At 58.5% G+C, this 25,122-nt stretch carries 28 protein-coding genes; 20 read left to right on the forward strand and 8 right to left on the reverse strand.

What is annotated here, in order from left to right:
- Window positions 1-144: 144 nt before the first annotated feature.
- The 4 genes from hisF to hisB all read right to left on the reverse strand — a co-directional run bounded on the left by hisF (window position 145) and on the right by hisB (window position 3,174).
- Complete coding sequence (gene hisF, locus U5K34_RS06170) at window positions 145-912, reverse strand: imidazole glycerol phosphate synthase subunit HisF (RefSeq protein WP_322567603.1); 768 nt, start codon at window positions 910-912, stop codon at window positions 145-147.
- Window positions 913-1,096: 184 nt separating this feature from the next.
- Window positions 1,097-1,837 carry a 1-(5-phosphoribosyl)-5-[(5-phosphoribosylamino)methylideneamino]imidazole-4-carboxamide isomerase gene (hisA, locus tag U5K34_RS06175; protein WP_322567604.1) on the reverse strand — a complete coding sequence of 247 codons (741 nt, stop codon included), beginning with the start codon at window positions 1,835-1,837 and terminating at the stop codon, window positions 1,097-1,099.
- A gap of 51 nt (window positions 1,838-1,888) precedes the next feature.
- Window positions 1,889-2,539, reverse strand: coding sequence for an imidazole glycerol phosphate synthase subunit HisH (hisH, locus tag U5K34_RS06180; protein WP_322567605.1), 651 nt, complete (start codon window positions 2,537-2,539; stop codon window positions 1,889-1,891).
- A 41-nt stretch (window positions 2,540-2,580) separates the two neighbouring features.
- Window positions 2,581-3,174: an imidazoleglycerol-phosphate dehydratase HisB gene (hisB, locus tag U5K34_RS06185; protein WP_322567606.1), complete on the reverse strand. Its 594-nt coding sequence runs from the start codon at window positions 3,172-3,174 to the stop codon at window positions 2,581-2,583.
- Between the two features lie 261 nt (window positions 3,175-3,435).
- Between hisB and fnr the strand changes: the two genes are divergently transcribed.
- The 9 genes from fnr (at window position 3,436) to U5K34_RS06230 (ending at window position 10,059) form a co-directional block, all read left to right on the forward strand.
- Window positions 3,436-4,212: a fumarate/nitrate reduction transcriptional regulator Fnr gene (gene fnr / locus U5K34_RS06190; RefSeq protein WP_322567607.1), complete on the forward strand. Its 777-nt coding sequence runs from the start codon at window positions 3,436-3,438 to the stop codon at window positions 4,210-4,212.
- Window positions 4,213-4,371: 159 nt separating this feature from the next.
- The gene (gene ccoN / locus U5K34_RS06195) at window positions 4,372-5,790 is read left to right on the forward strand and encodes a cytochrome-c oxidase, cbb3-type subunit I (RefSeq protein WP_322567608.1); all 1,419 of its coding nucleotides are present in this window, start codon (window positions 4,372-4,374) and stop codon (window positions 5,788-5,790) included.
- 14 nt (window positions 5,791-5,804) lie between these two features.
- On the forward strand, window positions 5,805-6,434 hold the full coding sequence (ccoO, locus tag U5K34_RS06200) for a cytochrome-c oxidase, cbb3-type subunit II (RefSeq protein WP_322567609.1): 630 nt from the start codon (window positions 5,805-5,807) through the stop codon (window positions 6,432-6,434).
- A 5-nt stretch (window positions 6,435-6,439) separates the two neighbouring features.
- On the forward strand, window positions 6,440-6,616 hold the full coding sequence (locus U5K34_RS06205) for a cbb3-type cytochrome c oxidase subunit 3 (protein ID WP_322564405.1): 177 nt from the start codon (window positions 6,440-6,442) through the stop codon (window positions 6,614-6,616).
- Entirely contained in the window at window positions 6,613-7,497 is an 885-nt protein-coding gene (gene ccoP / locus U5K34_RS06210) for a cytochrome-c oxidase, cbb3-type subunit III (protein WP_322567610.1), read from the forward strand. Before U5K34_RS06205 ends, ccoP begins: the two co-directional genes overlap by 4 nt.
- Before the next feature lie 57 nt (window positions 7,498-7,554).
- On the forward strand, window positions 7,555-7,674 hold the full coding sequence (locus U5K34_RS06215; RefSeq protein ID WP_322564407.1) for a DUF3149 domain-containing protein: 120 nt from the start codon (window positions 7,555-7,557) through the stop codon (window positions 7,672-7,674).
- Window positions 7,675-7,788: 114 nt separating this feature from the next.
- Window positions 7,789-9,198 carry a cytochrome c oxidase accessory protein CcoG gene (gene ccoG, locus U5K34_RS06220; RefSeq protein ID WP_322567611.1) on the forward strand — a complete coding sequence of 470 codons (1,410 nt, stop codon included), beginning with the start codon at window positions 7,789-7,791 and terminating at the stop codon, window positions 9,196-9,198.
- A gap of 26 nt (window positions 9,199-9,224) precedes the next feature.
- Window positions 9,225-9,767 carry a FixH family protein gene (locus U5K34_RS06225; protein ID WP_322567612.1) on the forward strand — a complete coding sequence of 181 codons (543 nt, stop codon included), beginning with the start codon at window positions 9,225-9,227 and terminating at the stop codon, window positions 9,765-9,767.
- Window positions 9,768-9,801: 34 nt separating this feature from the next.
- Window positions 9,802-10,059: a hypothetical protein gene (locus U5K34_RS06230; RefSeq protein WP_322567613.1), complete on the forward strand. Its 258-nt coding sequence runs from the start codon at window positions 9,802-9,804 to the stop codon at window positions 10,057-10,059.
- Between the two features lie 148 nt (window positions 10,060-10,207).
- On the opposite strand, the gene rhlB is transcribed toward U5K34_RS06230, so the two are convergent.
- Entirely contained in the window at window positions 10,208-11,521 is a 1,314-nt protein-coding gene (gene rhlB / locus U5K34_RS06235; RefSeq protein ID WP_322567614.1) for an ATP-dependent RNA helicase RhlB, read from the reverse strand.
- A 225-nt stretch (window positions 11,522-11,746) separates the two neighbouring features.
- On the opposite strand from rhlB, the gene trxA reads away from it, so the two are divergent.
- The 6 genes from trxA to U5K34_RS06265 all read left to right on the forward strand — a co-directional run bounded on the left by trxA (window position 11,747) and on the right by U5K34_RS06265 (window position 16,681).
- The gene (gene trxA / locus U5K34_RS06240; protein WP_310693555.1) at window positions 11,747-12,073 is read left to right on the forward strand and encodes a thioredoxin TrxA; all 327 of its coding nucleotides are present in this window, start codon (window positions 11,747-11,749) and stop codon (window positions 12,071-12,073) included.
- A gap of 213 nt (window positions 12,074-12,286) precedes the next feature.
- A complete protein-coding gene (rho, locus tag U5K34_RS06245) occupies window positions 12,287-13,543 on the forward strand; it encodes a transcription termination factor Rho (RefSeq protein WP_322567615.1) in 1,257 nt (418 codons plus the stop codon).
- 294 nt (window positions 13,544-13,837) lie between these two features.
- Window positions 13,838-14,188 (forward strand): DUF3135 domain-containing protein, encoded by a 351-nt coding sequence (locus U5K34_RS06250; RefSeq protein ID WP_322567616.1) that lies wholly within the window; start codon window positions 13,838-13,840, stop codon window positions 14,186-14,188.
- Between the two features lie 119 nt (window positions 14,189-14,307).
- Window positions 14,308-14,514, forward strand: coding sequence for a 50S ribosomal protein L31 (gene rpmE, locus U5K34_RS06255; RefSeq protein ID WP_134080516.1), 207 nt, complete (start codon window positions 14,308-14,310; stop codon window positions 14,512-14,514).
- Window positions 14,515-14,600: 86 nt separating this feature from the next.
- Window positions 14,601-15,305 (forward strand): thermonuclease family protein, encoded by a 705-nt coding sequence (locus U5K34_RS06260; RefSeq protein ID WP_322567617.1) that lies wholly within the window; start codon window positions 14,601-14,603, stop codon window positions 15,303-15,305.
- A gap of 119 nt (window positions 15,306-15,424) precedes the next feature.
- Window positions 15,425-16,681 (forward strand): malic enzyme-like NAD(P)-binding protein, encoded by a 1,257-nt coding sequence (locus U5K34_RS06265; RefSeq protein WP_322567618.1) that lies wholly within the window; start codon window positions 15,425-15,427, stop codon window positions 16,679-16,681.
- 19 nt (window positions 16,682-16,700) lie between these two features.
- On the opposite strand, the gene U5K34_RS06270 is transcribed toward U5K34_RS06265, so the two are convergent.
- Genes U5K34_RS06270 through U5K34_RS06280 form a run of 3 tightly spaced genes read right to left on the reverse strand, consistent with a single transcriptional unit; the run spans window position 16,701 to window position 19,952 of the window.
- Window positions 16,701-17,330 (reverse strand): hypothetical protein, encoded by a 630-nt coding sequence (locus tag U5K34_RS06270; protein WP_322567619.1) that lies wholly within the window; start codon window positions 17,328-17,330, stop codon window positions 16,701-16,703.
- Between the two features lie 13 nt (window positions 17,331-17,343).
- Entirely contained in the window at window positions 17,344-18,837 is a 1,494-nt protein-coding gene (locus U5K34_RS06275) for a penicillin-binding protein 1A (RefSeq protein WP_322568085.1), read from the reverse strand.
- Entirely contained in the window at window positions 18,816-19,952 is a 1,137-nt protein-coding gene (locus U5K34_RS06280) for a transglycosylase domain-containing protein (protein WP_322567620.1), read from the reverse strand. The genes U5K34_RS06275 and U5K34_RS06280 overlap by 22 nt, the downstream gene beginning before the upstream one ends.
- Before the next feature lie 184 nt (window positions 19,953-20,136).
- Between U5K34_RS06280 and U5K34_RS06285 the strand changes: the two genes are divergently transcribed.
- From U5K34_RS06285 to pilQ, 5 genes are read left to right on the forward strand one after another with little or no spacing between them, the layout of a single operon-like run.
- Window positions 20,137-21,207: a pilus assembly protein PilM gene (locus U5K34_RS06285; RefSeq protein ID WP_322567621.1), complete on the forward strand. Its 1,071-nt coding sequence runs from the start codon at window positions 20,137-20,139 to the stop codon at window positions 21,205-21,207.
- Window positions 21,207-21,782 (forward strand): PilN domain-containing protein, encoded by a 576-nt coding sequence (locus tag U5K34_RS06290; RefSeq protein WP_322564420.1) that lies wholly within the window; start codon window positions 21,207-21,209, stop codon window positions 21,780-21,782. Before U5K34_RS06285 ends, U5K34_RS06290 begins: the two co-directional genes overlap by 1 nt.
- Entirely contained in the window at window positions 21,779-22,399 is a 621-nt protein-coding gene (locus U5K34_RS06295) for a type 4a pilus biogenesis protein PilO (RefSeq protein WP_322564421.1), read from the forward strand. The genes U5K34_RS06290 and U5K34_RS06295 overlap by 4 nt, the downstream gene beginning before the upstream one ends.
- 24 nt (window positions 22,400-22,423) lie before the next feature.
- Entirely contained in the window at window positions 22,424-22,957 is a 534-nt protein-coding gene (locus U5K34_RS06300; RefSeq protein ID WP_322564422.1) for a pilus assembly protein PilP, read from the forward strand.
- 32 nt (window positions 22,958-22,989) lie between these two features.
- Window positions 22,990-25,089 (forward strand): type IV pilus secretin PilQ, encoded by a 2,100-nt coding sequence (pilQ, locus tag U5K34_RS06305; RefSeq protein ID WP_322564423.1) that lies wholly within the window; start codon window positions 22,990-22,992, stop codon window positions 25,087-25,089.
- The last annotated feature ends 33 nt before the right edge of the window (window positions 25,090-25,122 follow it).

Consider the following 25,122-nt stretch of genomic DNA (forward strand, 5'->3'; position numbering starts at 1 on the left):
GCAAAGCAATTTTGAATGTTTCATGTTGAATTCTGAATTATAAGGCAGATGCCATAATTCAAAATTTAAAATTCAACACTAAAAATTATTTCTTCGCGTTCTCCGCGCCTTTGCGCCCTTCGCGTTACTGATCAGGGTGCAGGTTCAGAGGCGGACTTCGATGTCGCTGCCGGCCATGCGCCGCTTGGCTTCCTCGATGCTGTACTCGCCGAAGTGAAAGATGCTGGCGGCGAGCACGGCGTCGGCGTGGCCCTGTTTGATGCCGTCGACCAGGTGATCGAGGTTGCCGACACCGCCGGAGGCGATGACCGGCACGCTGACCGCCTCGCAGATGGCGCGGGTCAGATCCAGGTCGAAGCCCTGTTTGGTGCCGTCGCGGTCCATGCTGGTCAGCAGGATCTCGCCGGCGCCGTAGTCGACCATCTTCTTCGCCCACTCGACCGCATCCAGACCGGTGGCCTTGCGCCCGCCGTGGGTGAAGATTTCCCATTTTTTCGGATTATCGCTCACCTGCTTGGCGTCGATGGCCACCACGATGCACTGCGAGCCGAATTTTTGCGCCGCCTCGCGCACGAATTCGGGATTGTCCACCGCCGCGGTATTGATCGCGACCTTGTCGGCGCCGGCGTTGAGCATGGCGCGTACATCCTCGAGCTTGCGAATCCCGCCACCGACGGTCAGCGGAATAAACACCTGTCCGGCGACTTCCTCGACCACGTGCACCATGGTCTCGCGGTTTTCATGGCTGGCGGTGATATCCAGAAAGGTCAGTTCATCGGCACCCTGCTCGTCATAGCGTCGCGCGATCTCCACCGGATCCCCCGCATCGCGGATATCCACGAACTGCACCCCCTTCACAACCCGGCCTTTATCGACGTCCAGGCAGGGAATAATACGTTTGGCAAGGCCCATAATTGCTCTCTTTTCTAGATACAAAATTAACGCGGAGTTCGCAAAGACGCAGAGAACGCAAAGATACAAGATTGATATTTAAGCTTTGAATTACCAACTTTGTATTTGATTCAAAATTACCACTTTGCGTCCTCTGCGTCTTTGCGTTCTTGGCGTTAGTAATCAGTGTTAGCAATAAGTGGCATTATTCCCCGCCGCAGGTGTCGGCCAGGGCGGCGCCTTCGGCGAAGTCGAGGCTGCCTTCGTAGATGGCGCGGCCGGTGATGGCGCCCATGATACCCTCATCCGCCACTTCGCACAGGGCGCGGATGTCGTCCATGTTGGTGATGCCGCCGGAGGCGATCACCGGGATGGCCATGGACTGGGCCAGCTTGACCGTGGCCTCGACGTTGACGCCGGTCATCATGCCGTCGCGGCCGATGTCGGTGTAGACGATGGCCGAGACCCCGTCCTGTTCAAAATGCTGGGCCAGATCGATGACATCGTGACGCGAGAGTTTGGACCAGCCGTCGATGGCCACCTTGCCGTCTTTGGCGTCCAGGCCGACGATGATGTGACCGGGAAATTCCAGGCAGAGATCGTTGACGAAATGGGGGGCATTGACCGCCTTGGTGCCGATGATGACGTACTGCACCCCGGCGTCCAGATAGGTTTCGACCGTCTCTTCATCGCGGATACCACCGCCGATCTGGATGGGCAGATCGGGAAAGGCGCTGGCGATGGCGTGAACTACCTCGGCGTTGACCGGTTTGCCGGCGAAGGCGCCGTTGAGATCGACGATATGCAGGCGCCGGGCGCCGGCCTCGACCCAGCGTGCGGCCACGCTGACCGGATCGTCGGAAAAAATCGTTTCATCTTCCATTTTGCCCTGACGCAAACGAACGCATTTGCCGTCCTTGAGGTCGATGGCAGGGATAAGCAACATGGTAAAGTCTCTCGTATTGGCTGAAAGTGACCGTGGTGTCCGGGGTATCGTCTAGAGGGAACCGTCCCAGTTCAAAAAGTTGGTGTACAGTTGTATACCGGCATGCTGGCTCTTTTCGGGATGGAACTGTACGGCAAATACATTACCCTTTGCCAGCGCACAGGTAAACGGGATGCCGTAGTTGCAGGAGGCGGCGATCAGATCCGGGCTGGCCGGTTCCACATAATAACTGTGGACAAAATAGAAGCGCGCGCCGTTGGCGATATTCTGCCACAGCGGATGTTCGACCTGCGGATAGACCTGGTTCCAGCCCATGTGCGGCACCTTGAGCCGCTCGTCGCTGAGCGGATCGCGCATGTCGCGGGGAAAGGACTGCACCTTGCCGGGCAGCAGCCCCAGGCAGCGGGTCCCGTCGTTCTCGGCACTGTACTCCATCATCGCCTGCATGCCCACGCAGACCCCCAGCAGCGGCGTGCCCTGTTCAGCCACCTGAAGAATCACCGGCTCCAGTTCCAGACGGCGGATCTCCGCCATGCAGTCCCGAATGGCGCCGACACCGGGCAGTACCACGTGATCGGCGCCGAGGATTTGTTCAGGATCCGAGGTCACTGTCACCCGGCGGGCAGGATCGGCCTTTTCCAGGGCCTTGCTCACCGAGTGCAGGTTCCCCATTCCGTAATCGATTACAGCAACAGTCGACATAGTCTTCGGATACTCAGGCGGGGCAGCCCCGGTGTTGTGGCTCAGAGGCTGCCCTTGGTTGACGGCGTGATACCCTGCATGCGTGGATCCGGCTCCAGTGCCATGCGCAGCGCCCGGCCGAAGGCCTTGAAGGCGGTTTCGGCAATATGGTGGGCGTTGCGGCCGCGCAGGTTGTCGATATGCAAGGTGACACGGGCGTGGTTGACGAAGCCCTGGAAGAACTCGCCTAACAGGTCCACGTCGAACTCGCCGATGTGCGAGCGCGGGAAATCGATGCCGTACTCCAGACCGGGGCGGCCCGAGAAGTCGATGACGACCCGGGACAGCGCCTCGTCCAGCGGCACATAGGCGTGGCCGTAGCGGCGGATACCCTGTTTGTCGCCGACCGCCTTGTCGAAGGCCTGGCCCAGGCTGATCCCGATATCCTCCACCGTGTGATGGGCATCGATGTGCAGATCACCTTTGGCCTGGAGGGTGATATCGATCATGCCGTGGCGGGCCACCTGCTCGAGCATGTGCTCGAGAAACGGCAGGCCGGTGTTGAACTCGGCCCTGCCCTGGCCGTCCAGATCAATACGGGCCTGGATCTGGGTCTCCAGCGTGTTGCGTTCGATGTTGGCACGACGTGCGGACATGATGACTCCAGTCAGGGCGCGCGGGCCGGCGCCAATTAAAGCGATAGCATACCGAAATAAGCGGCTGCGGGAAAATCCGGATTCTACCAGATTCCCTGAACGATGCCGCAGGTTTTGGCTCGGGTATTGTGGCGTTTTTTAATCGAACGATTAAACGGACTTTTTTGTTGAATCGGGCCGGTGAGAGTATAGTTTATTGGAGGCACCCGGCGGGTGTCGTCAGTCTGCTACAGCCAACCAACCGGAGTCGGGTCGAGGTCCATGTCCAGAGAACGCGTCGTCAATCTGTCCGAAGTGCGCACTCAGTGCCAGAAGTGCAGCCTCTATCAACTCTGCATGCCGATGGGTCTGGGCGAAGGGGACCTCAACAAACTCGACAAGATCATCAAGCGTCGCCGGCCGGTGGAAAAGGGCGAGTTTCTGTTTCGCCTCGGTCAGGACTTCAGTTCCCTGTATGCCATCCGCTCGGGATCTCTGAAAACCTACACCAGCCAGAGCGACGGTCAGGAGCAGGTGATCGGTATGCATCTGCCCGGTGAGCTGATCGGTCTGGATGCGATTGGCGGTCATCGGCATGCCTGCTCGGCGGTAGCCCTGGAAACCACCAGTGTTTGCGAAATTCCTTTTGACCATCTCGAATCCCTGAGCCGGGAGATTCCCGGATTGCAGCTGCATCTGTTTCGCCTGATGAGCGCAGAGATTCAGCATGACCAGTGTCACATGACCGTTCTCGCCCGCATGCCGGTGGAAAACCGGCTGGCCAGTTTCCTGATGGGACTCTCCGAGCGGTACAAGTTACGCGGCTATGCGGCCAACGAGTTCAATCTCAGTATGTCGCGGGGGGATATCGCCAACATGCTGGGCATGGCGATGGAGACCATCAGTCGCCTGCTCGGCAATTTCCAGGATCAGGGACTGATCCGGGTGGAACGCAAACATATTCGCATCCTCGATCCCGCCGGCCTGCAGGCGATTGCCTCCAATTGCCGGGAATTGCCCGGCAAGCCCGCCGATAGCTCCAGTTCCCACGGCGCCTGAGGCTTCAGCCCGCGCCGGATCATCGGCGCATAAAAAAGACGACTTTTCTTTTGATCCAGATCAAGACCTGGGCTAGGTTTAGTAACACGGCTTGGGTATTGTTCAAGTCATAAAATCAGAAGCCTTCCCTTGCTTTGCGAGAATAAAAAAGGAAAGTCCATGGATAATCAATCGACCTATAATTACAGGGTGGTGCGCCAGTTTACGGTAATGACCGTGGTCTGGGGCATCGTCGGGATGCTGGTCGGGGTCGTGATTGCGGCGCAGCTGGTCTGGCCGGCGCTCAATTTCGATATCCCCTGGCTCACTTACAGCCGCCTGCGGCCATTACATACCAACGCGGTGATCTTTGCCTTCGGGGGCTCGGCGCTGTTTGCCACCTCCTATTATGTGGTGCAGCGTACCTGTCAGGTTCGGCTGTTTGGCGACCGGCTGGCGGCCTTTACTTTCTGGGGCTGGACGGCGGTGATCGTGCTGGCGGCCATCAGCCTGCCGCTGGGGATGACCAGCAGCAAGGAATATGCCGAGCTGGAGTGGCCCATTGACCTGTTAATCACGCTGGTCTGGGTGGTCTATGCGATCGTCTTCTTCGGTACCCTGGCCAAACGCCGGGTCAAGCATATCTATGTCGCCAACTGGTTTTTCGGCGCCTTTATCCTGACCATCGCGGTATTGCACGTGATTAACAGCCTGGCCATGCCGGTCAGCCTGACCAAGTCCTACTCGGTGTATCCCGGGGCCATCGACGCCATGGTGCAGTGGTGGTACGGGCATAACGCGGTGGGCTTTTTCCTGACCGCGGGCTTTCTGGGCATGATGTATTACTTTATCCCAAAGCAGGCGGAACGACCGATCTATTCCTATCGGTTGTCGGTGGTGCACTTCTGGTCGCTGATCGCCATTTACATGTGGGCCGGTCCGCACCATCTGCATTACACCGCCCTGCCCGACTGGGCCCAGTCGCTGGGCATGGTCTTCTCGCTGATCCTGCTGGCACCCTCCTGGGGCGGGATGATCAACGGCATCATGACGCTGTCGGGTGCCTGGCACAAACTGCGAACCGATCCGATTCTGAAATTTTTGATCGTCTCGTTGTCGTTCTACGGCATGTCGACCTTTGAGGGGCCGATGATGTCGATCAAGACCGTCAACTCCCTGTCCCACTACACCGACTGGACCATCGGTCACGTGCATTCCGGTGCGCTGGGCTGGGTTGGCCTGGTGACCATCGGTTCGGTCTATTTCCTGATTCCCAAGCTGTTCGGACGCGAGCAAATGCATTCGGTGAAGCTGATCGATGTGCATTTCTGGATCGCGACCATCGGTATCGTGGTGTACATCGCCTCCATGTGGATCGCCGGTGTGATGCAGGGGCTGATGTGGCGCGCCATTAACGATGACGGCACCCTGACCTACAGCTTTGTGGAAAGTCTGGAGGCCATGTATCCGTTCTATGCCGTGCGCCTGCTCGGCGGCCTGATGTATCTGGCCGGTATGTTGATCATGGCGTACAACGTGTGGAAGACCATCGCCGGCCCGAAGGCCGCGGCGGATGAACGCATTCCGCAGACGGCTTAACGGAGGAGAGCATCATGAGTCATGACAAAATAGAAACACGTGCCGGCCTCCTGGCCCTGCTCATTGTTATCGTGATCAGTTTCGGGGGACTGGTGGAAATCGTGCCGCTGTTTTTTATCAAGGATACGACCGAGCCGGTTGATGGCCTCAAGCCTTACAGTGCCCTGGAACTCGAAGGGCGGGATATCTATGTGCGCGAGGGTTGCTATACCTGCCATTCGCAGATGATTCGCCCGTTCCGGGCCGAGACCGAACGCTATGGGCACTATTCGGTGGCCGGCGAGTTTGTCTATGACCGGCCGTTCCAGTGGGGCTCCAAGCGGACCGGGCCGGATCTGGCGCGGGTCGGCGGGCGCTATTCGGACGAGTGGCATCGGGTTCATCTGATCAATCCGCGCGATGTGGTGCCCGAATCCAACATGCCGGGCTTCCCCTGGCTGGCGGAGAATGAACTCGACGGCAAGTACACGGCCAGAAAACTGCAGGTGATGAACAAGCTCACCAGAGCGACCTGTAACGGTTGCCAGACGTACAGCGAGGAGGAGATCGCCAGCGCGGCCGAGGACGTCAGGGGGAAAACGGAAATGGATGCCCTGGTGGCCTATTTGCAGAGCCTGGGTACCAGCATCAAGGCACGGAGGTAAACGCAATGGATATGAACGACGTGCGCAGCTGGTACACCGTGGTTATTTTTGTGGTATTCATTGGCATTTTTATCTGGGCCTGGAGCAGTAAACGCAAGCGTGATTTTCACGAGGCGGCTCATCTGCCCCTGAACGAGCCGGAATATCCCCGCGAGCAAAAGAATAAGGAGAACGGATCATGAGTAGCTTCTGGAGCTGGTTTGTGGCCGTGATTAGCCTGGGCATGATTTTCGCCTGCTACTGGTTAATTAAATGGACCACCAAAAGCCGTAGTGGTGAGGCGGCCGAAGGCGATGTCACCGGGCATACCTGGGATGGCAACCTGGAGGAGTACAACAACCCGCTGCCCAACTGGTGGTTGTGGCTGTTTTACATCACCATTATTTTCGCGCTGATCTATCTAATCCTGTATCCGGGGCTGGGTAATTTCAGGGGCGTCCTGAACTGGACGTCCACCGGCCAGTATGAGCAGGAGATGGACGTGGCCCAGCAGGAATATGGTCCCATCTTTGCCCGTTATGCCGAAACCGAGATTCCGGTGCTGGCGCAGGATGATGAGGCGATGGCCTCCGGCCGACGCCTGTTCCTGAACTATTGCGCCACCTGTCACGGTTCTGATGCCGGCGGGGCGCGCGGGTTTCCCAGCCTCAAGGATGATGCCTGGTTGTGGGGGGGGCATCCCCAGGCGATCAAGACCAGTATCCTCAACGGGCGTACCGGCGTGATGCCTGCCCAGGCCCATCTGGGTGAGGAGAAGATCGATAATGTGACTGCCTATGTGATGAGCCTCAGCGGTCGCGAAGCCGATGCGGCCAGGATCCAGGCCGGCAAACAGGTATTTAACCAGAACTGCGCCGTCTGCCACGGCCCGGATGCCAGGGGACAGATTGCGATGGGAGCGCCCAACCTGACCGACAACATCTGGTTGTATGGCGGATCGCCGGGAGTGATTCGTCAGACAATTCGCGAGGGGCGTCAGGGCCAGATGCCCGCGCACGAGGAGTTTCTTGGCGAGGACAAGGTGCATTTGCTGGCGGCCTACGTCTACAGTCTGTCTGATTAATCCGCCGCGGCGGCGGCGGGCTGTTGCCCGCCGCCCAACATCATAAGGAGTTGCGTCATGCTGGAACTGCTGTTCGGAACCTGGACCGGTATCCTGTCGCTGAGCGTGCTGGTGATTTCGGTTGCCATCGTCGGCTATCTTTTTTATGTATTTTTTATTCGACCGCCCAAGCAATGACCTATCGCATATGTTCGTCCGCCACCGGCCCTGAGCCATTGGCCCGGGCCGGTATCCGGTTGACGGGAACCAGGTTGGATAAACCAGGACAATCAAGCAGTTATCGGGGTGTCGATGAATAACCCTAAACACCAGGCTCACTCGTCCGAGCAGGCGGTTGAGCAGGAACTTTACGCCAAACACCAGAAGATCTATCCGCGCGAAGTGCACGGTATTTTTGCCACCCTGCGAATTCTCGGGGTGCTGGTCTTGCTGGGCCTGTATTACCTGTTGCCGTGGTTTTCCTGGGACGGCCATCAGGCGGTGCTGTTCGATCTGCCGGCACGCAAGTTTTATATCTTTGGCCTGACTTTCTGGCCGCAGGACTTTTTCTATCTGGCCGCGCTGTTGATCATTGCCGGCCTCTCGCTGTTTTTCTTTACCGCCCTGGCCGGGCGACTGTGGTGCGGTTATGCCTGTCCGCAGACGGTCTGGACAGAGCTATTCCTCTGGATCGAACGCAAGATCGAAGGCGATCGGCCCAAACAGATGAAACTGGCCAAATCACCCTGGAATGCCAATAAGATTCTGCGCCGTGGCAGCAAGCAGGCTGTCTGGATTCTGTTGTCCCTGTGGACCGGTTTTACGTTTGTCGGCTATTTCACCCCGATCACCGAGTTGTGGCAGAGCGTGCTGCAATTGGATCTGGGTCCGTGGGAGACCTTCTGGGTGTTTTTCTACGGTTTCGCCACCTACGGCAATGCCGGTTTCATGCGTGAGCAGGTCTGCATTTACATGTGTCCTTACGCCCGTTTTCAAAGCGCCATGTTCGACAAGGATACGCTGGTCATTTCCTATGATGCCAACCGGGGCGAGCCGCGCGGGGCGCGCAAGCGCGGCACGGACAAACAGGAGAAAGGGCTGGGGGACTGTATCGATTGTACCCTGTGTGTCCAGGCCTGCCCCACCGGTATCGATATTCGCGATGGTCTGCAATACCAGTGTATCGGTTGTGCCGCCTGTATCGACGCCTGTAATGAAGTCATGGACAAGATGGATTACCCGCGTGGCCTGGTTCGCTATACCACCGAAAACACGCTGGAAGGCAAGCCGACCAAAGTCCTGCGGCCCCGCATCGTTGTGTATGGCTTGTTGCTGTTGCTGATTACGGCGGCGGTGTTTTACAGCATCGCGACCCGGATACCGCTGGAACTGAATGTCATGCGCGATCGCAACACCCTGTACCGCGAAACCAACCAGGGGCTGGTGGAGAATATCTATACGCTCAAGATCCTGAACATGGACGAGGCGGCGCATACCTACCGGTTGACCGTCGATGGCCCGCCGCAAATGGAGTTACACATGGCGCGCGAGACATTACACGTGGAAGGCGGGAGTGTCACCCAGCTGCCGGTCCAGTTACGCATCGACCCGGTTTATCTGGAGAAGGCCGGCTATGATGTCGAGTTTCATCTACAGGCCATCGATCAGCCGGAACTGTCGGTCACCCAGACCGGCCGTTTCATTGGCCCGGTCATGCGCTGATATAGAGACCAATACGGGGAGAACCCATGCAACAGATAACCGCCAACGACATGTCATCCCCCTGGTATCGCCAGTTCTGGCCCTGGTTTTTAATTGCCCTGCCCGCCAGTGCGGTCATCGCGAGTATCGCCACGGTGATTATCGCGATAAACAATCCGGACGGCCTGGTGGTCGACGATTATTACAAGGAGGGGCTGGCGATTAACCGGACGCTGGCGCGGGATCGCCATGCCCGCTTTCTGGGCCTGCACGCCGAGGGCGGGATTGGTCCCGAAGGCCAGGTACAACTGGTCCTGCAGGGCAAGCAGCCGCAGGCGGCGCAACGCCTGCGGCTGAGTTTGCTGCACCCGACCCGGGCGGATCAGGACCAGGTCATTGGTTTAGAACTATCCGGCGCCTCGCAGACGCGCTTTCGGGGCGAGTTTGAAAGCGTCCCCGACGTCGGCCACTGGCATGTGCTGCTTGAGCCTGAAGGCGGCCAGTGGCGTCTGACCGGGCGGCTGGTGTGGCCCGGTGACGGGCGACTGCGGCTTGAGCCTGTCGGGGGCCGGGGTGAGCAAACGCAATAACTGATCGTTTTTGTGCCGGGAGGGCGCTGGAGATATGTCTCAGCAGATACCGAAAGTCCAGAAAATCGTGGCCGTGTTGTGGCCGTCGTTTTTGACCGCCGCGCTGGCGACCATTGTGTTTTTTACCGCCTTCGACCCGGTGCAGTTAGGCGAGGTGGCCGGCTATGGGGCGGTCAGCCGGCTGGGGGGCTATACCATCGGGTTCTTTTTATTCTGGCTGCTTACGGCCGGGACCGGCGCGCTGACCTGCTATTTTCAGCAGCCTTGTGACAGGCCCGGGCCACCGGCCTGAGTGCCACGATCAACCGCCGGGACGGCGGTTCCCGTCCGCTGCGAAGGAACCGCAGACCGTGCTGTTTTGGGCGCCGGGGGACTGGAGAGGATCGTCGGCACGGGAGCGTTTGTCCGGGCGGGGTTGCTGACGGCCCGGCGGGGAGGGGTCACTTTTCTCGCTGGCCGGCGCGGTTACCTTGCCGGGACCGGTTCTGTGGGCCCCGGCCGCTGTGACGCGCGCTTTTTTTCCCGCTTTTCTTTTTGCCGCTGACGCGCTGCGCGTTGGGATCCCGCCGGGGCGGTTTGGGCTTGATCAGCAGCTGTGGATCCAGCGTGGCGGCGGGAATCTTGTGGCCGATGTATTGCTCGATATCCGGTAGCGAGAAAACGTATTCATCGCAGGCGAAGCTGATGGCCTCACCCTTCGCGCCGGCACGGGCGGTGCGGCCGATGCGATGCACATAGTCTTCGGCGTCCTGCGGCAGATCGAAGTTGATGACATGGCTGACCGCCGGAATGTGCAGACCCCGGGCGGCCACGTCGGTGGCCACCAGCAGGTTGAGCTCGCCGTCACTGAAATTGCGCAGCAGGTTAAGGCGCTGTTTTTGCGGCACATCGCCGGTCAGCAGCGCGGCGGCCTGGTCGTTGCCGCGCAGGTAGTCGGCGATCTTCTCCCCCGCCCGTTTGGTATTGACAAAGATCACGGCCCGTTCAACGTGCTGGTTGGCAAGAATGCCCAGCAGCAGGCTGATTTTTTCTTCCTTGGCCGGATAATAGACCCTCTCTTCCACCTGCTCGGCGGTGATCTGTTCCGGCGCGATCTCCACCGCTTCGGGATTGTTCATATGCTCGTAGGCCAGTTCCTTGACCCGGTGCGAGAGGGTGGCGGAGAACAGCAGGTTCAGGCGCTGGTCGGCCCCGGGCAGGCGGCGCAGTAAAAAACGGATGTCCTTGATGAAGCCGAGATCGAACATGCGATCGGCCTCATCCAGAATCATCACCTGGATGGCGCGCAGATCGAATACCTGCTGTTTGAAATAATCGATGATACGTCCGGGTGTGCCGATCAGCACGTCCACCCCGGCTTCCAGTTGCTGGCGCTGGCTCTCGTAGCCGGTGCCGCCGTAGACCAGGCCCAGGCGCATGCCGAGGTGTTTGTTGAGCAACTCGGCGTCCTTGTGGATCTGGACCGCCAGCTCGCGGGTCGGGGCCAGGATCAGGGCGCGCGGCTGGTTGGGTCGACGCTGTTCCGCGGCCGGGTGGCGTAACAGGTGCGCGAACAGGGCGATCAGAAACGCGGCGGTCTTGCCGGTGCCGGTCTGCGCCTGGCCGGAGACGTCCTTGCCGGCCAGGGCAATGGGCAGGGTTTCGGCCTGGACCGGCGTGCAGTATGAAAAGCCTGCCTCTTCAATGCCTTGCAGCAGCGGTGCGGGCAGTTCCAGGCTGTCGAAACGGGTATCGGACAGGTGTGTATCACTCATGGGCGCACAGAATAGCAGATCGGATTCTGTTTGGGGCTTGAAATAACGGCTATCTTGGGCTCAAATGGCATCTTATACACCCCTGCACAGCGGCAGCCGATCTGGCGGGGCAGATGGCCCACATGGTATGTCCGGTGCCTGACCGTGTGTTAAGGTTAGCCATCCGGCATCACCCGAGTCAGTCATGTTCTGCGACTGCAAAACAATACAAATGGGAGAATTACGTTGAGCGACAAGATCGTTTACGTCACAGACGCCACGTTTGAAGATGAGGTTCTCAAGGCGGAAGAGCCGGTCCTGGTGGACTACTGGGCAGACTGGTGCGGTCCTTGCAAAATGATTGCCCCGATTCTGGATGAGATTGCCGATGAATACGCCGGCAAGATCAAGGTGGCCAAACTCAATATCGACGAGAACCCGGGTACCCCGCCCAAATTCGGCATTCGTGGCATTCCGACCCTGATGCTGTTCAAGAGCGGTAACGTGGAAGCGACCAAGGTGGGAGCGGTATCCAAATCCCAGCTGACAGCCTTTATCGACAGCAACCTGTAAAAGATTTGTCGTCCGGCCTGTTAACGCGGGCTGGACGAGTCCGGTTTTTGGTGGTAACTTAGCGCCAAGAACGTAAACAAATACCAATCGTTTTATTTGTAACCTGCCTGATACGGGCGCCCCTCTGGTAACCCTGATACACAGACGCTGAACGCGTAGCCGACCGGTGCGTGTCATGCGCCGCGTAACCAACCTGATTGTAAGACAACATCTATGAATCTTACCGAACTCAAACAAAAACATGTCGCCGATCTGATTGTCCTCGCCGAGGAAATGAGCATCGAAGGGATGTCCCGTTCACGCAAGCAGGACATCATTTTTTCCATTCTCAAGGCTCACGCCAAAAGTGGCGAAGACATTTATGGCGATGGAGTCCTGGAGATACTGCAGGACGGTTTCGGTTTTCTGCGCTCGGCGGAAAGCTCCTACATGGCCGGACCGGATGACATTTATGTCTCGCCCAGCCAGATTCGCCGGTTTTCCCTGCGTACCGGCGATACCATCGCCGGCAAGATTCGCCCGCCCAAGGACAGCGAGCGCTATTTCGCGATGCTCAAGGTCAACGAGATCAACTTTGAGCCGCCGGAAAAAGCCAAGAACAAGGTGTTGTTCGAAAACCTGACGCCGCTGCACCCCAATGAGCGCATGCAGCTGGAGATCGGCAACGGCAGCTCCGAGGACATCACCGCCCGGGTTATCGATATGGTGGCGCCGATCGGCAAGGGGCAGCGTGCCCTGGTGGTTTCGCCGCCCAAGGCCGGCAAGACCATGATGTTGCACAACATCGCCCACTCGATTACCCACAACTATCCCGAATGCCATCTGATCGTCCTGTTGATCGACGAGCGGCCGGAGGAAGTGACCGAGATGTCCCGCTCGGTGCGTGGCGAGGTGGTCTCCAGTACCTTCGACGAACCCGCCAGCCGCCATGTGCAGGTGGCCGAGATGGTGATCGAAAAGGCCAAGCGTCTGGTGGAACACAAAAAAGACGTGGTGATCCTGCTCGATTCCATCACCCGTCTGGGCCGTGCCTACAACACGGTAGTACCCTCCTCGGGCAAGGTGCTGACCGGCGGCGTGGACGCCAACGCCCTGCAACGGCCCAAGCGCTTTTTCGGCGCGGCACGCAACATCGAGGAAGGCGGCAGCCTGACCATTATCGCCACCGCACTGGTGGAAACCGGCTCGCGCATGGATGATGTGATCTACGAGGAATTCAAGGGCACCGGTAACATGGAGATCCATATGGATCGCAAGATCGCCGAAAAACGGATTTATCCCTCGATCAACATCAATCGCTCCGGCACCCGTCGCGAGGAGCTGCTGACCGGCCCCGACGAGCTGCAGAAAATGTGGATCTTGCGCAAGGTGGTGCATGATATGGATGAAGTGGCTGCAATGGAGTTTTTGCATAACAAGCTCGAGGCGACCAAGACCAATGCCGAGTTCTTTGACTCCATGAAACGCTGAACCGCGGTGGGCTCCGTTGCCGATCCTTGTGCATTGACGAGGGCCGGCGCCTCGCTGGTGTGCGGCTCTTCGCAGCGCGAGGCGCAAAATCCGATCGATCTGCCTCGATGAGGTAAAAACCCTGCTTTTACAGTTCCTTGTACGCCGTTGTTGAGGCGGTTTGTGAGCCGGTGCACGTGCCCGGTTTTGACAGGGGCGCTGAAAACGACGACTATTTGGATATCGGTATGGCGTGCTTGGCGTTCCATACCGGTCTGACTCCCAATAGCGATCGCGGTGAAGCAGGACCGACCTATGACCAAACCCGAGACGGCGTGTCATATCGATTTTGATGCCTGGGCCCATCTGGCCGAGACCGATCCCGAGCGTTTCGAGAGCCTGCGTAACCGGGTTCTCAATTACTGTATCGACCGCGCGCCGGCGGATCGCCGGGAGCGCTTGCGTTGCCTGCAATGGCGGGTTAACCAGGTACGTAACACCGCCAGCAACCCCCTGTCGGCCTGCATTTCCATTTCCAACATGATGTGGGATACCTTCAGCCACCTGGGCGAGGCCTACGAGGATTTGCAGCACTCCCGCCGGCCTTTCCGGCGTTGCGCGCGGATTTTGCCGTTTCCCGCTCCGCAACAGCGCGACAAGGCCTGAATTGGCGCAAACACTTGCCCTGCGATAGTTGATTCCCGTATGATCGCCGGCCTCGTTGCGTATGGTGCTCCGGAGAGGCCGGGGTGGCGATACGCCCGAAAGAGACTGTGAGGTTACCCATGAAAGCTGAAATCCACCCCGCTTACCAGGAAGTGTCTGTCACCTGCAGTTGTGGCAATCACTTCACCACCCGTTCGACGGTCGGCAAGGATCTGAATATCGAGGTCTGCGCCCAGTGCCATCCGTTCTATACCGGCAAGCAGAAGCTGCTGGATACCGCCGGTCGCGTGGACAAGTTCCGTCAGAAGTACGGCATGAAAAAGTAAGCCCCGTGACAAAACGCACGACGGCAATCATCAAAAAGGCGCTGTTTACAGCGCCTTTTTTGTTGGTTCTCTGGTCATCGGGGTCGATGGCCGACGCCTGTCGGCCGGCACAGTTCGATGAGCAGGTGACGGTGCGTTATGTGCATGACGGCGATACCGTGCACCTGCGTGACGGGCGCAAGCTGCGCCTGATCGGCATCAACACCCCGGAGCGAGCCCGCGACGAGGCGCCCGCCGAGCCCCATGCCGGGGCCGCCCGCCGGCAACTGCAGGCACAGGCCCGGGTCCCCTGGCGGCTGGTGTATGGCCAGGAACGACGGGATCGTTACGGCCGCCTGCTGGCACATGTGTTCGACCAGCAGGGGCGCAGTATCACTCGCCGGTTGCTGGAGCAGGGCGCTGGCCAGCTGCTGGTGATGCCCCCCAACCTGCGCTTTGTCGACTGTTATCGGCGCGCCCAGGCCGGGGCTCGCCGGCACAAACGAGGCCTGTGGGCCCTGTCGGCCTATCAGACATTGCCCGCGGCGGCGCTGAATTCGCGGCACGGCGGCCAGTATCGTGTGGTGCGGGGGCGCCTGACGCGGATTGGCGAAAGCCGTTCCTCGCTCTGGCTGAATCTCGGCCCGGCGTTTGCCCTGCGGATTGCCCGCGCGGATTTGGCGCATTTCGATCGCGAACAGATCGCCCGCTGGCGCGAGCAGCCGCTGCTGGCCCAGGGCTGGATTTACCGGCGTAATAACCAGTGGCGCCTGCGTCTGCGCCATCCCGCGGCCCTGCTCGAAACCCCCTGAAAGCTGCCGGTGGCCACTGGTAAAACCGGGATCGATGCGCCACCATGTAGGCTTCATGCCGACAGGCGGATAGCCTGTTCCCCTGACAGCGAGACACGATCGATAACAGTGAACATACGATGAATGATGAAAAGCTCTCTTTTGCCGAACAGGTTCTGCGCTATCACGCCGAGCCGCGTCCGGGTAAAACCGCCACGGCCCTGACCAAGCCGGTCGCAACCCAGCACGATCTGAGTCTGGCCTATACCCCCGGCGTTGCCGTGCCGGTGCAGGCGATTGCCGGGGATCCGCAGCAGGCCTATCGCTACACCAACAAGGGCAACCTGGTCGCGGTGATCTCCAATGGCAGCGCGGTGCTGGGGCTGGGCAATGTGGGAGCGCTGGCCGGCAAACCGGTGATGGAAGGCAAGGCGGTGTTGTTCAAACATTTCGCCGATGTGGATGTGGTGGATATCGAGGTGGACGCGGAATCTCCCAGAGCCTTTATCGATACCGTGCGTCGCATCGCCCCGAGTTTCGGTGGCATCAACCTGGAGGATATCGCCGCGCCCGACTGCTTCGAGATCGAGCAGGCCCTCAAGGAGCAGCTGGATATCCCGGTATTCCACGACGATCAGCACGGCACGGCGATCATTATCGCCGCCGGCCTGCTCAATGCCCTGGAATTGACCGGGCGCACCTTGAAAGAAGCACGTATCGTTTGCCTGGGCGCCGGTTCGGCGGGGATTGCCTCGATGCGGCTGTTGCACAAACTGGGGGCCGATAAACGGCATATCACGCTGGTGGATCGCAAGGGCGTGATTCATTCCGAGCGGCGCAACATTAATGCGCACAAGCGCGAATTTGCCCGGCGTACCGGCCGGCGCACCCTGGCAGAGGCGCTGGCCGGGGCGGATGTATTTATCGGCGTCTCGGGGCCGGACCTGGTCTCGCCCGCCATGCTGCAGAGCATGGCCGACAACCCGATCGTCTTTGCGCTCTCCAACCCGGATCCGGAGATCACCCCGGCCAACGCCCATGCGGCCCGTTCAGATCTGATCATGGCGACCGGGCGCAGCGATTATCCCAATCAGGTGAATAACGTGCTGGGCTTTCCGTTTATTTTCCGCGGCGCGCTGGATGTGCAGGCGTCGGCCATCAATACCGAGATGCAGATCGCGGCGGTGAAGGCGCTGGCGCAACTGGCCCATGAGCCGGTGCCGGAGAGTGTGTTGCAGGCTTATGGACTGACGCAGTTGACGTTTGGCCGGGACTACATTATCCCCAAGCCGTTTGACCCGCGTCTGCGGGCCTTCGTATCCCAGGCGGTGTCGCAGGCCGCGCGCGACAGCGGCGTGGCGCGGGATATCCGGCCGGGGGACAGCGAAGTGCAGTGAGGTGTTTGCCCGCCTCGGATCAGTTTTCCAGCGGGTCGACGGTGTCGCTGTCGACCAGTTCCCGCACCCGGTTTAACGAAGCCCGTTGCATCGGCCGCCCGTCCACCGGGCTCAGCGGGGGCTGGTGCGGGCCATCCTGAACAAACACCATCAGTTCGATGCGGGTGTCACCGGCATAGAAGCGCAGCACCGGGAGCGTGACGCTCTGATCGGGGGAGAAGCGCACCTTGCGCTCACCCTGTTCATAGGGGATCTGATGTTCGAGTAAAAACAGATCCAGATCTTCGAGTCGCGGTACGAAAACATGCAGGACTACCGGCGAGTACTCATCGGCACTGCCATCCAGGACACTGCCCACCAGTTTGGGGCGGTAATCGGCAAAAAATTCCATCGCCTGCAGGGCCCGGGCGCGCAATTGTTGCAAAGCGGCAGGCTGGGCGTCGGCGCGGAACAGGCGCTGGTATTCGCGCAGGGCCTGATCGATCTCGCTATTACTGGGCATGTTACGGGTGTCGTCGGCGCCCAGGTGCAGGGCGGCCTTGCGCTTGGCCGCGTAAAAATCGCGACTGCCGGATTCGGCCAGAATCTGTGCCGCGGCCTGGGCCAGGCGCTGGCGCATTTGCAGATCCTTGCTGTGTTTATGCCCCATGCCGACCGCCGATTCAGAAGAGATCGCGGGTAATGTTGCCGTTATCCTGGCGTTGGCCGTTGCTGTCACTGCCACCGCCGGCGCGGCGCTCGGGAACCTGGTCCGCGAGGAAATATTCGAAGATGGCATCGGGATCACCGCTGGCGGCCAGCTCGCCGGTCTGGGGATCGATCAATACCGAGACAATACCCGGGGGTTGTTGCAGTTGGGCTTCGGGTTCATCACGCAGGGCTTCGCGCATGTATTTGATCCACATCGGCAGGGCGGCGCGGGCCCCGGTTTCGCGGTTACCGAGCGGCCGGGGTGTATCGAATCCCACCCAGGAGATGGTCACGACATTGCGGTTGAAACCGGTGAACCAGGCGTCGCGCTGGTCGTTGGTGGTCCCCGTTTTGCCCGCCAGATCATCACGTCCCAGAACATGCGCCCCGCGGCCGGTGCCATAGCGCACCACATCGCGCATCATGGTGTTCATCAAAAAGGCGGTCTGGGGTGGAAGGACACGGGGCGCAATAGCCGGTTTTCGGGGACCCTGCATGGTTTGCGTCCACTCTTCGGGGGTCACATCTTCACGGGTGAAGCTGGGCACCCAGTCCAGTTCTTCGGTACCGGGATCGGCGGTTGCCGTGGCGCCGGTTTCAGTCTGACCGTTGCCGTTTTCCCCCTCCTCGTCCGTTGTCTCAAGGCACTCGGGACAGACCACGGGCGAGCGATTGAGCAGGACCACTTTCTGGTCGGCGTCGCGGACATAATCGATCAGGTTGGGCTCGATCAGATAACCGCCGTTGGCAAACACGGTGTAGCCGCGGGCCAGTTCCATCGGGGTCAGTACCCCGCTGCCCAGTGCCAGCGACAGATCGCGCGGTAACCGACTGCTGTCGAAGCCGAAGCGCTCCAGATAACGCAGCGCATAGCCGATGCCGATCTCGCGCAACAGCCGGATGGAAACCAGGTTACGGGATTTGAACAGGGCGACCCGCAGACGGGTAGGGCCATAGAAACGGCCGCTGTAATTCTCCGGTCGCCAGGTATCCTCCAGTCCGGGGGCGTCGAAGACCACCGGCGCATCGTTGATGATGCTGGCGGCGGTGAAACCCTTGTCGATGGCGCCGGAATAGATAAAGGGCTTGAAGCTGGAACCCGGCTGACGGTTGGCCTGGACAACCCGGTTGAACTTGCTGGTGTAATAATCGAACCCGCCGCTCAGGGCCTCGATGGCGCCGCTATCGGGGTTGAGCGAGACCAGCGCGCCGCCGACCTGGGGGGGCTGGGCCAGCCAGCTGCAACCGGCAGAAGCCGGCACCACATAGATGATGTCGCCGCGCTGTAATACCTCGCCGGCCGACTCCAGTTCCGGACCGCGGTTGTTCTCGTCAATATATTTGCGTGCCCAGCTGAGCTGTTCCCAGGGCAGATAGGCGATCCGGTTATCGCGGGTGATGGCGTAAACCGCCCGCTCCTCGACTTCCAGAACCACCGCCGGCGTCAGATTACCCGGTGCCGGCACATTACGCAAGCAGTGCCTGGCCAGTCTGTTTCGGCGTCAGGAATAGCGAGCAGTGCCTGGCTGTCGGCCTTGTCGTCCGGCAGTTCACCCGGCTGCAACGCCGGATCGGCGGCAATATTATCCAGCAAATTGAGCCGCTGCACCGGACCGCGGTAACCGTGGCGCCGGTCATATTCCAGCAACGCCTCACGCAGGGCCTGATTGGCGGCTTTTTGCCGTTGCGGGTCCACGGTGGTGTAAACCTCGTAACCGGCGGTGTAGGCGTCGTCACCGTAGCGGGCGACCATCTCGTTACGCACCATCTCGGCGATATAGGGTGCCTCGAGATCGATGGACTGGCCGTGGGTTTTGGCGTGGACCGGGACGGCCAGAGCGAGCTGGTACGCCTCTTCGGCGATGTAGTCGAGATCGCGCATTCGGCCCAGAACATAGTTGCGGCGCTGAATCGCGCGAGCGGGGTTGGCTACCGGATTGTAGCTGGAGGGGGCCTTGGGCAGTCCGGCGACCATCGCCATTTCATCCAGGCTCAGATCGGCCAGCGCCTTGCCGTAGTAGACCTGCGCGGCGGCGGAGACACCGTAGGCCCGCTTGCCCAGATAGATCTTGTTCAGATAGAGGGCGAGAATATCCTCCTTGGAGAGCTCGCCCTCGATTTTCAGCGCCAGGAAGATTTCGTTGAGCTTGCGCAGGTAGGTCTTTTCCCGGCTCAAAAAGAAGTTGCGCGCCACCTGCATGGTGATGGTGCTGCCGCCCTGGCCCTTTTCGCCGGTCAGGATCAAGTTGATCGCGGCGCGCAGGATTCCCTGGTAATCGACGCCCGGATGTTCGAAGAAGCGGTCATCCTCGGCGGCCAGGAACGCCTGGATCAGGCGAGGCGGGAATTCCTCGTATTTCAGCGGAGTTCGCTTCATTTCGCCGAATTCCGCGATCAACCCGCCCTTTTTGTCGTAAATTCGCAGGGGGACCTGCAGATGCACATCCTTGAGGGTGTCGATATCCGGCAGGCGTGGCGTGATATAGGCGTAGGCCCCCAGCAGGCCGAGCGCACCAAGCAGACCCAGGGTTAAGGCGGAGGCGAGGGAAAATGTGACCAGTTTCTTAAATATGGGCTTCATATATCTAATTTTAATAAAGAATCGGATTGTGCCATCCGATACAGCGGAAGCGTCCAGTATAAATCTTCTGTTCTGTGAACACTATTCCCATTTGTTTTTATATATTTGATGTCCTATAGTTGACTCATAAACCTAAAGTAGTTATACATATATCTACCATAACTTACTACGAATAAAGAAAAATATGGGTCTCAGCGATCTCATCAAGCCGAAAAAACCCCCGGTGATCGGGCTCGACATCAGTTCCACGGCGATCAAACTGCTGGAACTGGGCAAGGCCGGAGATCGTCTGCGGGTCGAAAGTTACGCGGTTGAGCCGCTCCCGCCCAACTCGGTGATCGAGAAAAACATCTCCGATGTCGAGGCGGTGGGCGAGGCGATTAAACGGGCGGTCAAACGCTCGGGCACCCGTAACAAACAGGCCGCGGCGGCCGTGGCCGGTTCGGCGGTGATTACCAAAATCATCTCCATGCCCTCCTCGTTGAGCGAGGATGACATGGAGCAACAGATCCAGCTGGAAGCCGATCAATATATTCCCTATCCCCTGGAAGAGGTGAACCTCGATTTCGAGGTGATGGGTGCCTCGGAAAATGATCCCGAGCGGGTGGACGTGTTGCTGGCCGCTTCGCGCAGCGAGAACGTGGATGTGCGCGTGGCAGCCATAGAGCTGGCCGGCCTCAAGGCAAAGATTGTCGATGTCGAGGCCTACGCTATGGAAAATGCCTTCCAGATGCTGGCACCCCAGTTACCGGAACAGGGGCTGGATCAGACCGTCGCCGTGGTGGATGTCGGCGCGACCATGACCACGTTGAATGTCATGCACGATCTGAAAAACATCTATACCCGCGAGCAGGTCTTCGGCGGCAAGCAGCTGACCGAGGAGATTCAGCGGCGTTACGGCCTGTCCTATGAAGAGGCCGGGATGGCCAAGCGCCAGGGCGGCTTGCCGGACAACTATGTGCCGGAAGTGCTGGAGCCATTCAAGGACGCCATGGCCCAGCAGGTCAGCCGTTCTCTGCAGTTTTTCTTCTCCTCCAGCGCCTACAACAGTGTGGACCATATTGTCCTGGCCGGGGGCAGCGCCATGATTGCCGGGATCGACGAAATGATCGCCGACAAGCTGGGCGTGCATACCTCTATTGCCAATCCGTTTACCAATATGACACTGGCCTCAAAGGTCAAGGCGCAGAGCCTGAGTAATGATGCCCCGGCATTGATGATCGCCTGCGGGTTGGCCATGAGGAGTTTTGACTGATGGCACATATCAACCTCTTACCCTGGCGCGAAGAATTACGCCGTGAGCAGCAACGGCAGTTTCTGACCATTCTTGTTCTGTCTGTGATTCTCATGGGACTGATCATTCTGGCGGTACATTTGCGCCTGGCGGGCATGATCGATCACCAGGAGTCGCGAAACCAGTATCTGCAGGGTGAAATCAGCAAAGTCGAAAAACAGATCAAGGAAATTAATCAGCTCGAAAAGGACAAGGCACGTCTGTTGGCCCGCATGGACGTCATACAGCAATTGCAGCGCAATCGGCCCGAGGTCGTCCATCTGTTTGATGAAGTTGCGCGGATTATCCCGGACGGGATACATCTGGACAGTCTGAAGCAATCTGGCAACAAGCTGGTGCTCAATGGCGTTGCCCAATCCAATGCCAGGGTGTCGGCCTTTATGCGCAATATCGAATCCTCGGACTGGCTGACGGATCCCCGGTTGGAGGTTATCCAGAAAAAAGGCAAAGGTAATGAGCGGGACAGTTCGAGGGAATTTGTTCTGCATCTGTCACAGGTCAGTGTGGACAGTGCCGATGGGGATGAGAAAAAATGAAAGATCTCGATTTAAGTGAATTAGACCTGAGTACCATCGGTTCCTGGCCGGCTGCGGTCAAGGCGGCGGTAGTTGCCGTAGTCTGTGTTGCAGTATTGGCCCTGGGGTATTTCCTGCATATTCAGAAAAAAATGGAGCAGCTGGAGCAGGTACGGGCCAAAGAGCCAAGCCTGAAGAGAGAGTTTGAGAAGAAACAGGCGAAGGCGGCAAATCTGGATGCCTATAAAAAACAGATGCAGGAGATGGAAGAGTCTTTCGGCACCATGTTGCGGCAGCTGCCCAGTAAAACCGAGGTGGATGACCTGCTGATCGATGTCTCGCAAACCGGACTAAGCAGCGGTGTCGAGTTCGAGCTGTTCAAACCCCAGTCAGAAAAGCGAATCGAATTTTATGCCGAACTGCCGATCCAGATAAGCATGCTGGGCACGTATCACCAGTTTGGAAAGTTCGTCAGTGGTGTCGCCGCCCTGCCGCGGATTGTGACTCTTCATGATATTAATCTTACAAGTAGCAAGGATGGCAGATTGCAGATGGATGTCACGGCCAAGACCTATCGCTATCTTGATGAAAATGAGCTGGCCTCAGCGAAAAAGAAGAATGAAAAGCGGAGGCGATAGGGGTTCAATTCCTGAGTGCAACCTATGCTGAATAACAAATTGACAAAACTTGCTCTGTTGGCAGCCGTGATGCTGTTGGGCGCCTCGTGTAGCGGCCCGGAACATGCCGATCTGCAGGAGTATGTGCAACGGGTCAAGGCAAAGAAACAGGGCCGTATTGAGCCGTTACCCGAGATCAAGCCGTACGAAACATTTACCTATAAGTCGGATGATCTGCGGGATCCCTTCACGCCTTTTGTGCAGCAAGCAGCGGTCCAGGAGACGCCGGCCAATACCGGGCTACGGCCGGATACAAACCGCAAGCGCGAAGCACTGGAACAGTTCTCGCTCGATTCACTGGTGTTTGTCGGGCACCTGGAAAAAGATGGCGTGCTGTGGGGACTGATCTCGTCACCGGATTCGACTGTCTACAAGGTAAGAGAAGGCAATTATATCGGCCAGAATTATGGCGAAATAGAAGAGATTTCCGAGACCCAAGTACTGATAACAGAAATTGTGTCTGATGGAAGTGGTGGATGGATTGAAAGAGAGGCGGCCCTCACGCTGGAAAGCGAGTAAGTCGGGCTCCGTATAATTTTTGGAGTAGAACCATGATAAACCAGAGTGGTTATGCAAGCAGAATCATGAACGTCACCGGCATGCTGTCGGTGATGCTGTTGATGTTTCTGGTATCGTCCCAGGCCCAGGCCCAAAATAGCCTGAGCGATATAAGCTATTCAACTCTCCCTGGCGACAAGGTGCAGATCAAGCTGAAACTGGATCGGCCGCTGGAGGCTGAACCGGCAAGCTTCACCATCGATAACCCGGCTCGCATCGCTTTCGATCTGCCCGATACCAAACTGAATCTTGGTGAGCGCACCAGGGATATCGGTATTGGCGTGGCCCGCAGTGTCACGACAGCGGAGGCTGGCGGCCGAACCCGGGTTGTTCTGAATCTTTCCAGTCTGGTGGGTTACAGCACCGCGTTGGAAGGCAATGATGTGGTGATTACCCTGAATGAAAGCGGCGAAACCCGTTTCTCCCGTGCCGGTGGGGCAGATCAGAAGAGAACTTTCAGCCAGGGTGCTTCGGTCAATGTGCTGGATCTTGATTTTCGTCGTGGCGCCTCGGGTGAAGGGCGGGTGGAAATGACTCTGGCTGATCCGAACACGGCCGTGGACATGAAGCGGCGCGGTAGTCAGGTGGTGGTGACACTGAAAAACAGTGTCCTGGATGAAAAACTGGAGCGGCGCGTCAATGTACAGGATTTTGCCACGCCGGTCAGTACCGTGGATGCCTTTAACCAGGGTAATGATGTACGCGTGATTATCAGCGCGACGGATGAGTTCGAACATATTGCTTATCAGGCGGACCAGAAATTGACTATCGATCTCAAACCGATCGTCAAGGCCGAAGAAGAAGAGAAACAACGCCGACGAGAAGAGTATACGGGTGAAAAGCTGTCGCTCAACTTTCAGAATATTGAGGTGCGGGCGGTACTGCAATTAATCGCGGACTTTACCGGCATCAATATGGTGACCAGTGATACGGTCTCGGGGAATGTGACCCTGCGACTGAAAAACGTGCCCTGGGATCAGGCGCTGGATCTGATTCTCAAGACCAAGGGACTGGATAAACGTCAGAACGGAAATGTGATGCTGGTCGCGCCGGCCGAGGAGATCGCCGCGCGCGAGAAAATGGAGCTGGAGGCAAACCGGCAAGTCGAGGCGCTTGCCCCGTTGATTAGCGAGACGATCCAGGTCAATTATGCCAAGGCTTCGGAATTGGCTAGCCTGCTCAAGACAAAAGGCAGCGAACTCCTGTCCGAGCGCGGTAACGTGAGCGTTGATGAGCGTACCAACAAATTGCTGGTTCAGGAAACGGCGGAACGTATCGATGCCATTATCTCCCTGGTCAATGAGCTGGATGTGCCGGTGCGTCAGGTGCTGATTGAGTCGCGCATCGTGCTGGCCAGCACCAACTTCAGCAAGGAAGTCGGGGTGCGCTTCGGGGTGTCCCGAGACTATGTTGGCTCCGATGGTCGTGAACGGGCAACCTCCGGCAATTTGAATGCCGTCGATCAGCTGATTAACAACGATACCTTGACGTCTCCGGATCGCTGGAACGTAAATTTACCCGCGGCAAGTTCTTCAGCCGGCACCATTGGCATGGCATTGGCAAGATTACCGTTCGGCACCCTGGTGGAGCTGGAGTTGTCCGCGGCCCAGGCCGAGGGGGAAACCGAAATCGTCTCCAGCCCGCGGGTCATCACCGCCAATCAGCAGGAGGCGGTGATCGAATCGGGGCAGGAAATTCCCTATCAGGAAGCCACTTCCAGCGGTGCGACCAGTGTTTCCTTCAAAAAGGCCGTGCTGAGTCTGACGGTGACACCGCAAATCACCCCGGATGATCGGATTATCATGGATCTGGAAGTCAAGAGTGACAATCCTGACTTTGGTAATCTGGTTCTGGGTGTACCGCCAATCAATACCCAGAACGTTCAGACCCAGGTGCTGATCAATAACGGTGAGACGATTGTGCTGGGCGGAGTTTATGAGCAGACCAAGAGTAACACCATCAACCGGGTGCCCTTCTTTGCGGACCTGCCAATAGTCGGGGCTCTGTTCAGAAGCAAGTCCGAACAAGATGAAAAGAACGAACTGTTGATCTTCGTGACGCCGAAGATCATCAAGGATGAGATGCAGATCTAGTCAGATCGGCCGGTAATGCCGCGAGGCATCACC

The organism is Thiohalophilus sp. (assembly GCF_034521165.1).
In the GTDB taxonomy this organism is placed as follows: domain Bacteria; phylum Pseudomonadota; class Gammaproteobacteria; order UBA6429; family Thiohalophilaceae; genus Thiohalophilus.

Coding starts and splice junctions, on each gene's coding strand:
- rpmE (WP_134080516.1), top strand. CDS start 14,308: ATGAAAGCTGAAATCCACCCCGCTTACCAGGAAGTGTCTGTCACCTGC.
- U5K34_RS06205 (WP_322564405.1), top strand. CDS start 6,440: ATGGATATGAACGACGTGCGCAGCTGGTACACCGTGGTTATTTTTGTG.
- U5K34_RS06290 (WP_322564420.1), top strand. CDS start 21,207: ATGGCACATATCAACCTCTTACCCTGGCGCGAAGAATTACGCCGTGAG.
- U5K34_RS06215 (WP_322564407.1), top strand. CDS start 7,555: ATGCTGGAACTGCTGTTCGGAACCTGGACCGGTATCCTGTCGCTGAGC.
- ccoO (WP_322567609.1), top strand. CDS start 5,805: ATGAGTCATGACAAAATAGAAACACGTGCCGGCCTCCTGGCCCTGCTC.
- fnr (WP_322567607.1), top strand. CDS start 3,436: ATGTCCAGAGAACGCGTCGTCAATCTGTCCGAAGTGCGCACTCAGTGC.
- U5K34_RS06260 (WP_322567617.1), top strand. CDS start 14,601: ATGGCCGACGCCTGTCGGCCGGCACAGTTCGATGAGCAGGTGACGGTG.
- U5K34_RS06270 (WP_322567619.1), bottom strand. CDS start 17,330: ATGGGGCATAAACACAGCAAGGATCTGCAAATGCGCCAGCGCCTGGCC.
- pilQ (WP_322564423.1), top strand. CDS start 22,990: ATGATAAACCAGAGTGGTTATGCAAGCAGAATCATGAACGTCACCGGC.
- rho (WP_322567615.1), top strand. CDS start 12,287: ATGAATCTTACCGAACTCAAACAAAAACATGTCGCCGATCTGATTGTC.
- U5K34_RS06225 (WP_322567612.1), top strand. CDS start 9,225: ATGCAACAGATAACCGCCAACGACATGTCATCCCCCTGGTATCGCCAG.
- hisB (WP_322567606.1), bottom strand. CDS start 3,174: ATGTCCGCACGTCGTGCCAACATCGAACGCAACACGCTGGAGACCCAG.
- U5K34_RS06295 (WP_322564421.1), top strand. CDS start 21,779: ATGAAAGATCTCGATTTAAGTGAATTAGACCTGAGTACCATCGGTTCC.
- hisH (WP_322567605.1), bottom strand. CDS start 2,539: ATGTCGACTGTTGCTGTAATCGATTACGGAATGGGGAACCTGCACTCG.
- U5K34_RS06265 (WP_322567618.1), top strand. CDS start 15,425: ATGAATGATGAAAAGCTCTCTTTTGCCGAACAGGTTCTGCGCTATCAC.
- ccoG (WP_322567611.1), top strand. CDS start 7,789: ATGAATAACCCTAAACACCAGGCTCACTCGTCCGAGCAGGCGGTTGAG.
- U5K34_RS06250 (WP_322567616.1), top strand. CDS start 13,838: ATGACCAAACCCGAGACGGCGTGTCATATCGATTTTGATGCCTGGGCC.
- U5K34_RS06285 (WP_322567621.1), top strand. CDS start 20,137: ATGGGTCTCAGCGATCTCATCAAGCCGAAAAAACCCCCGGTGATCGGG.
- U5K34_RS06230 (WP_322567613.1), top strand. CDS start 9,802: ATGTCTCAGCAGATACCGAAAGTCCAGAAAATCGTGGCCGTGTTGTGG.
- rhlB (WP_322567614.1), bottom strand. CDS start 11,521: ATGAGTGATACACACCTGTCCGATACCCGTTTCGACAGCCTGGAACTG.
- ccoN (WP_322567608.1), top strand. CDS start 4,372: ATGGATAATCAATCGACCTATAATTACAGGGTGGTGCGCCAGTTTACG.
- ccoP (WP_322567610.1), top strand. CDS start 6,613: ATGAGTAGCTTCTGGAGCTGGTTTGTGGCCGTGATTAGCCTGGGCATG.
- hisA (WP_322567604.1), bottom strand. CDS start 1,837: ATGTTGCTTATCCCTGCCATCGACCTCAAGGACGGCAAATGCGTTCGT.
- U5K34_RS06280 (WP_322567620.1), bottom strand. CDS start 19,952: ATGAAGCCCATATTTAAGAAACTGGTCACATTTTCCCTCGCCTCCGCC.
- hisF (WP_322567603.1), bottom strand. CDS start 912: ATGGGCCTTGCCAAACGTATTATTCCCTGCCTGGACGTCGATAAAGGC.
- U5K34_RS06300 (WP_322564422.1), top strand. CDS start 22,424: ATGCTGAATAACAAATTGACAAAACTTGCTCTGTTGGCAGCCGTGATG.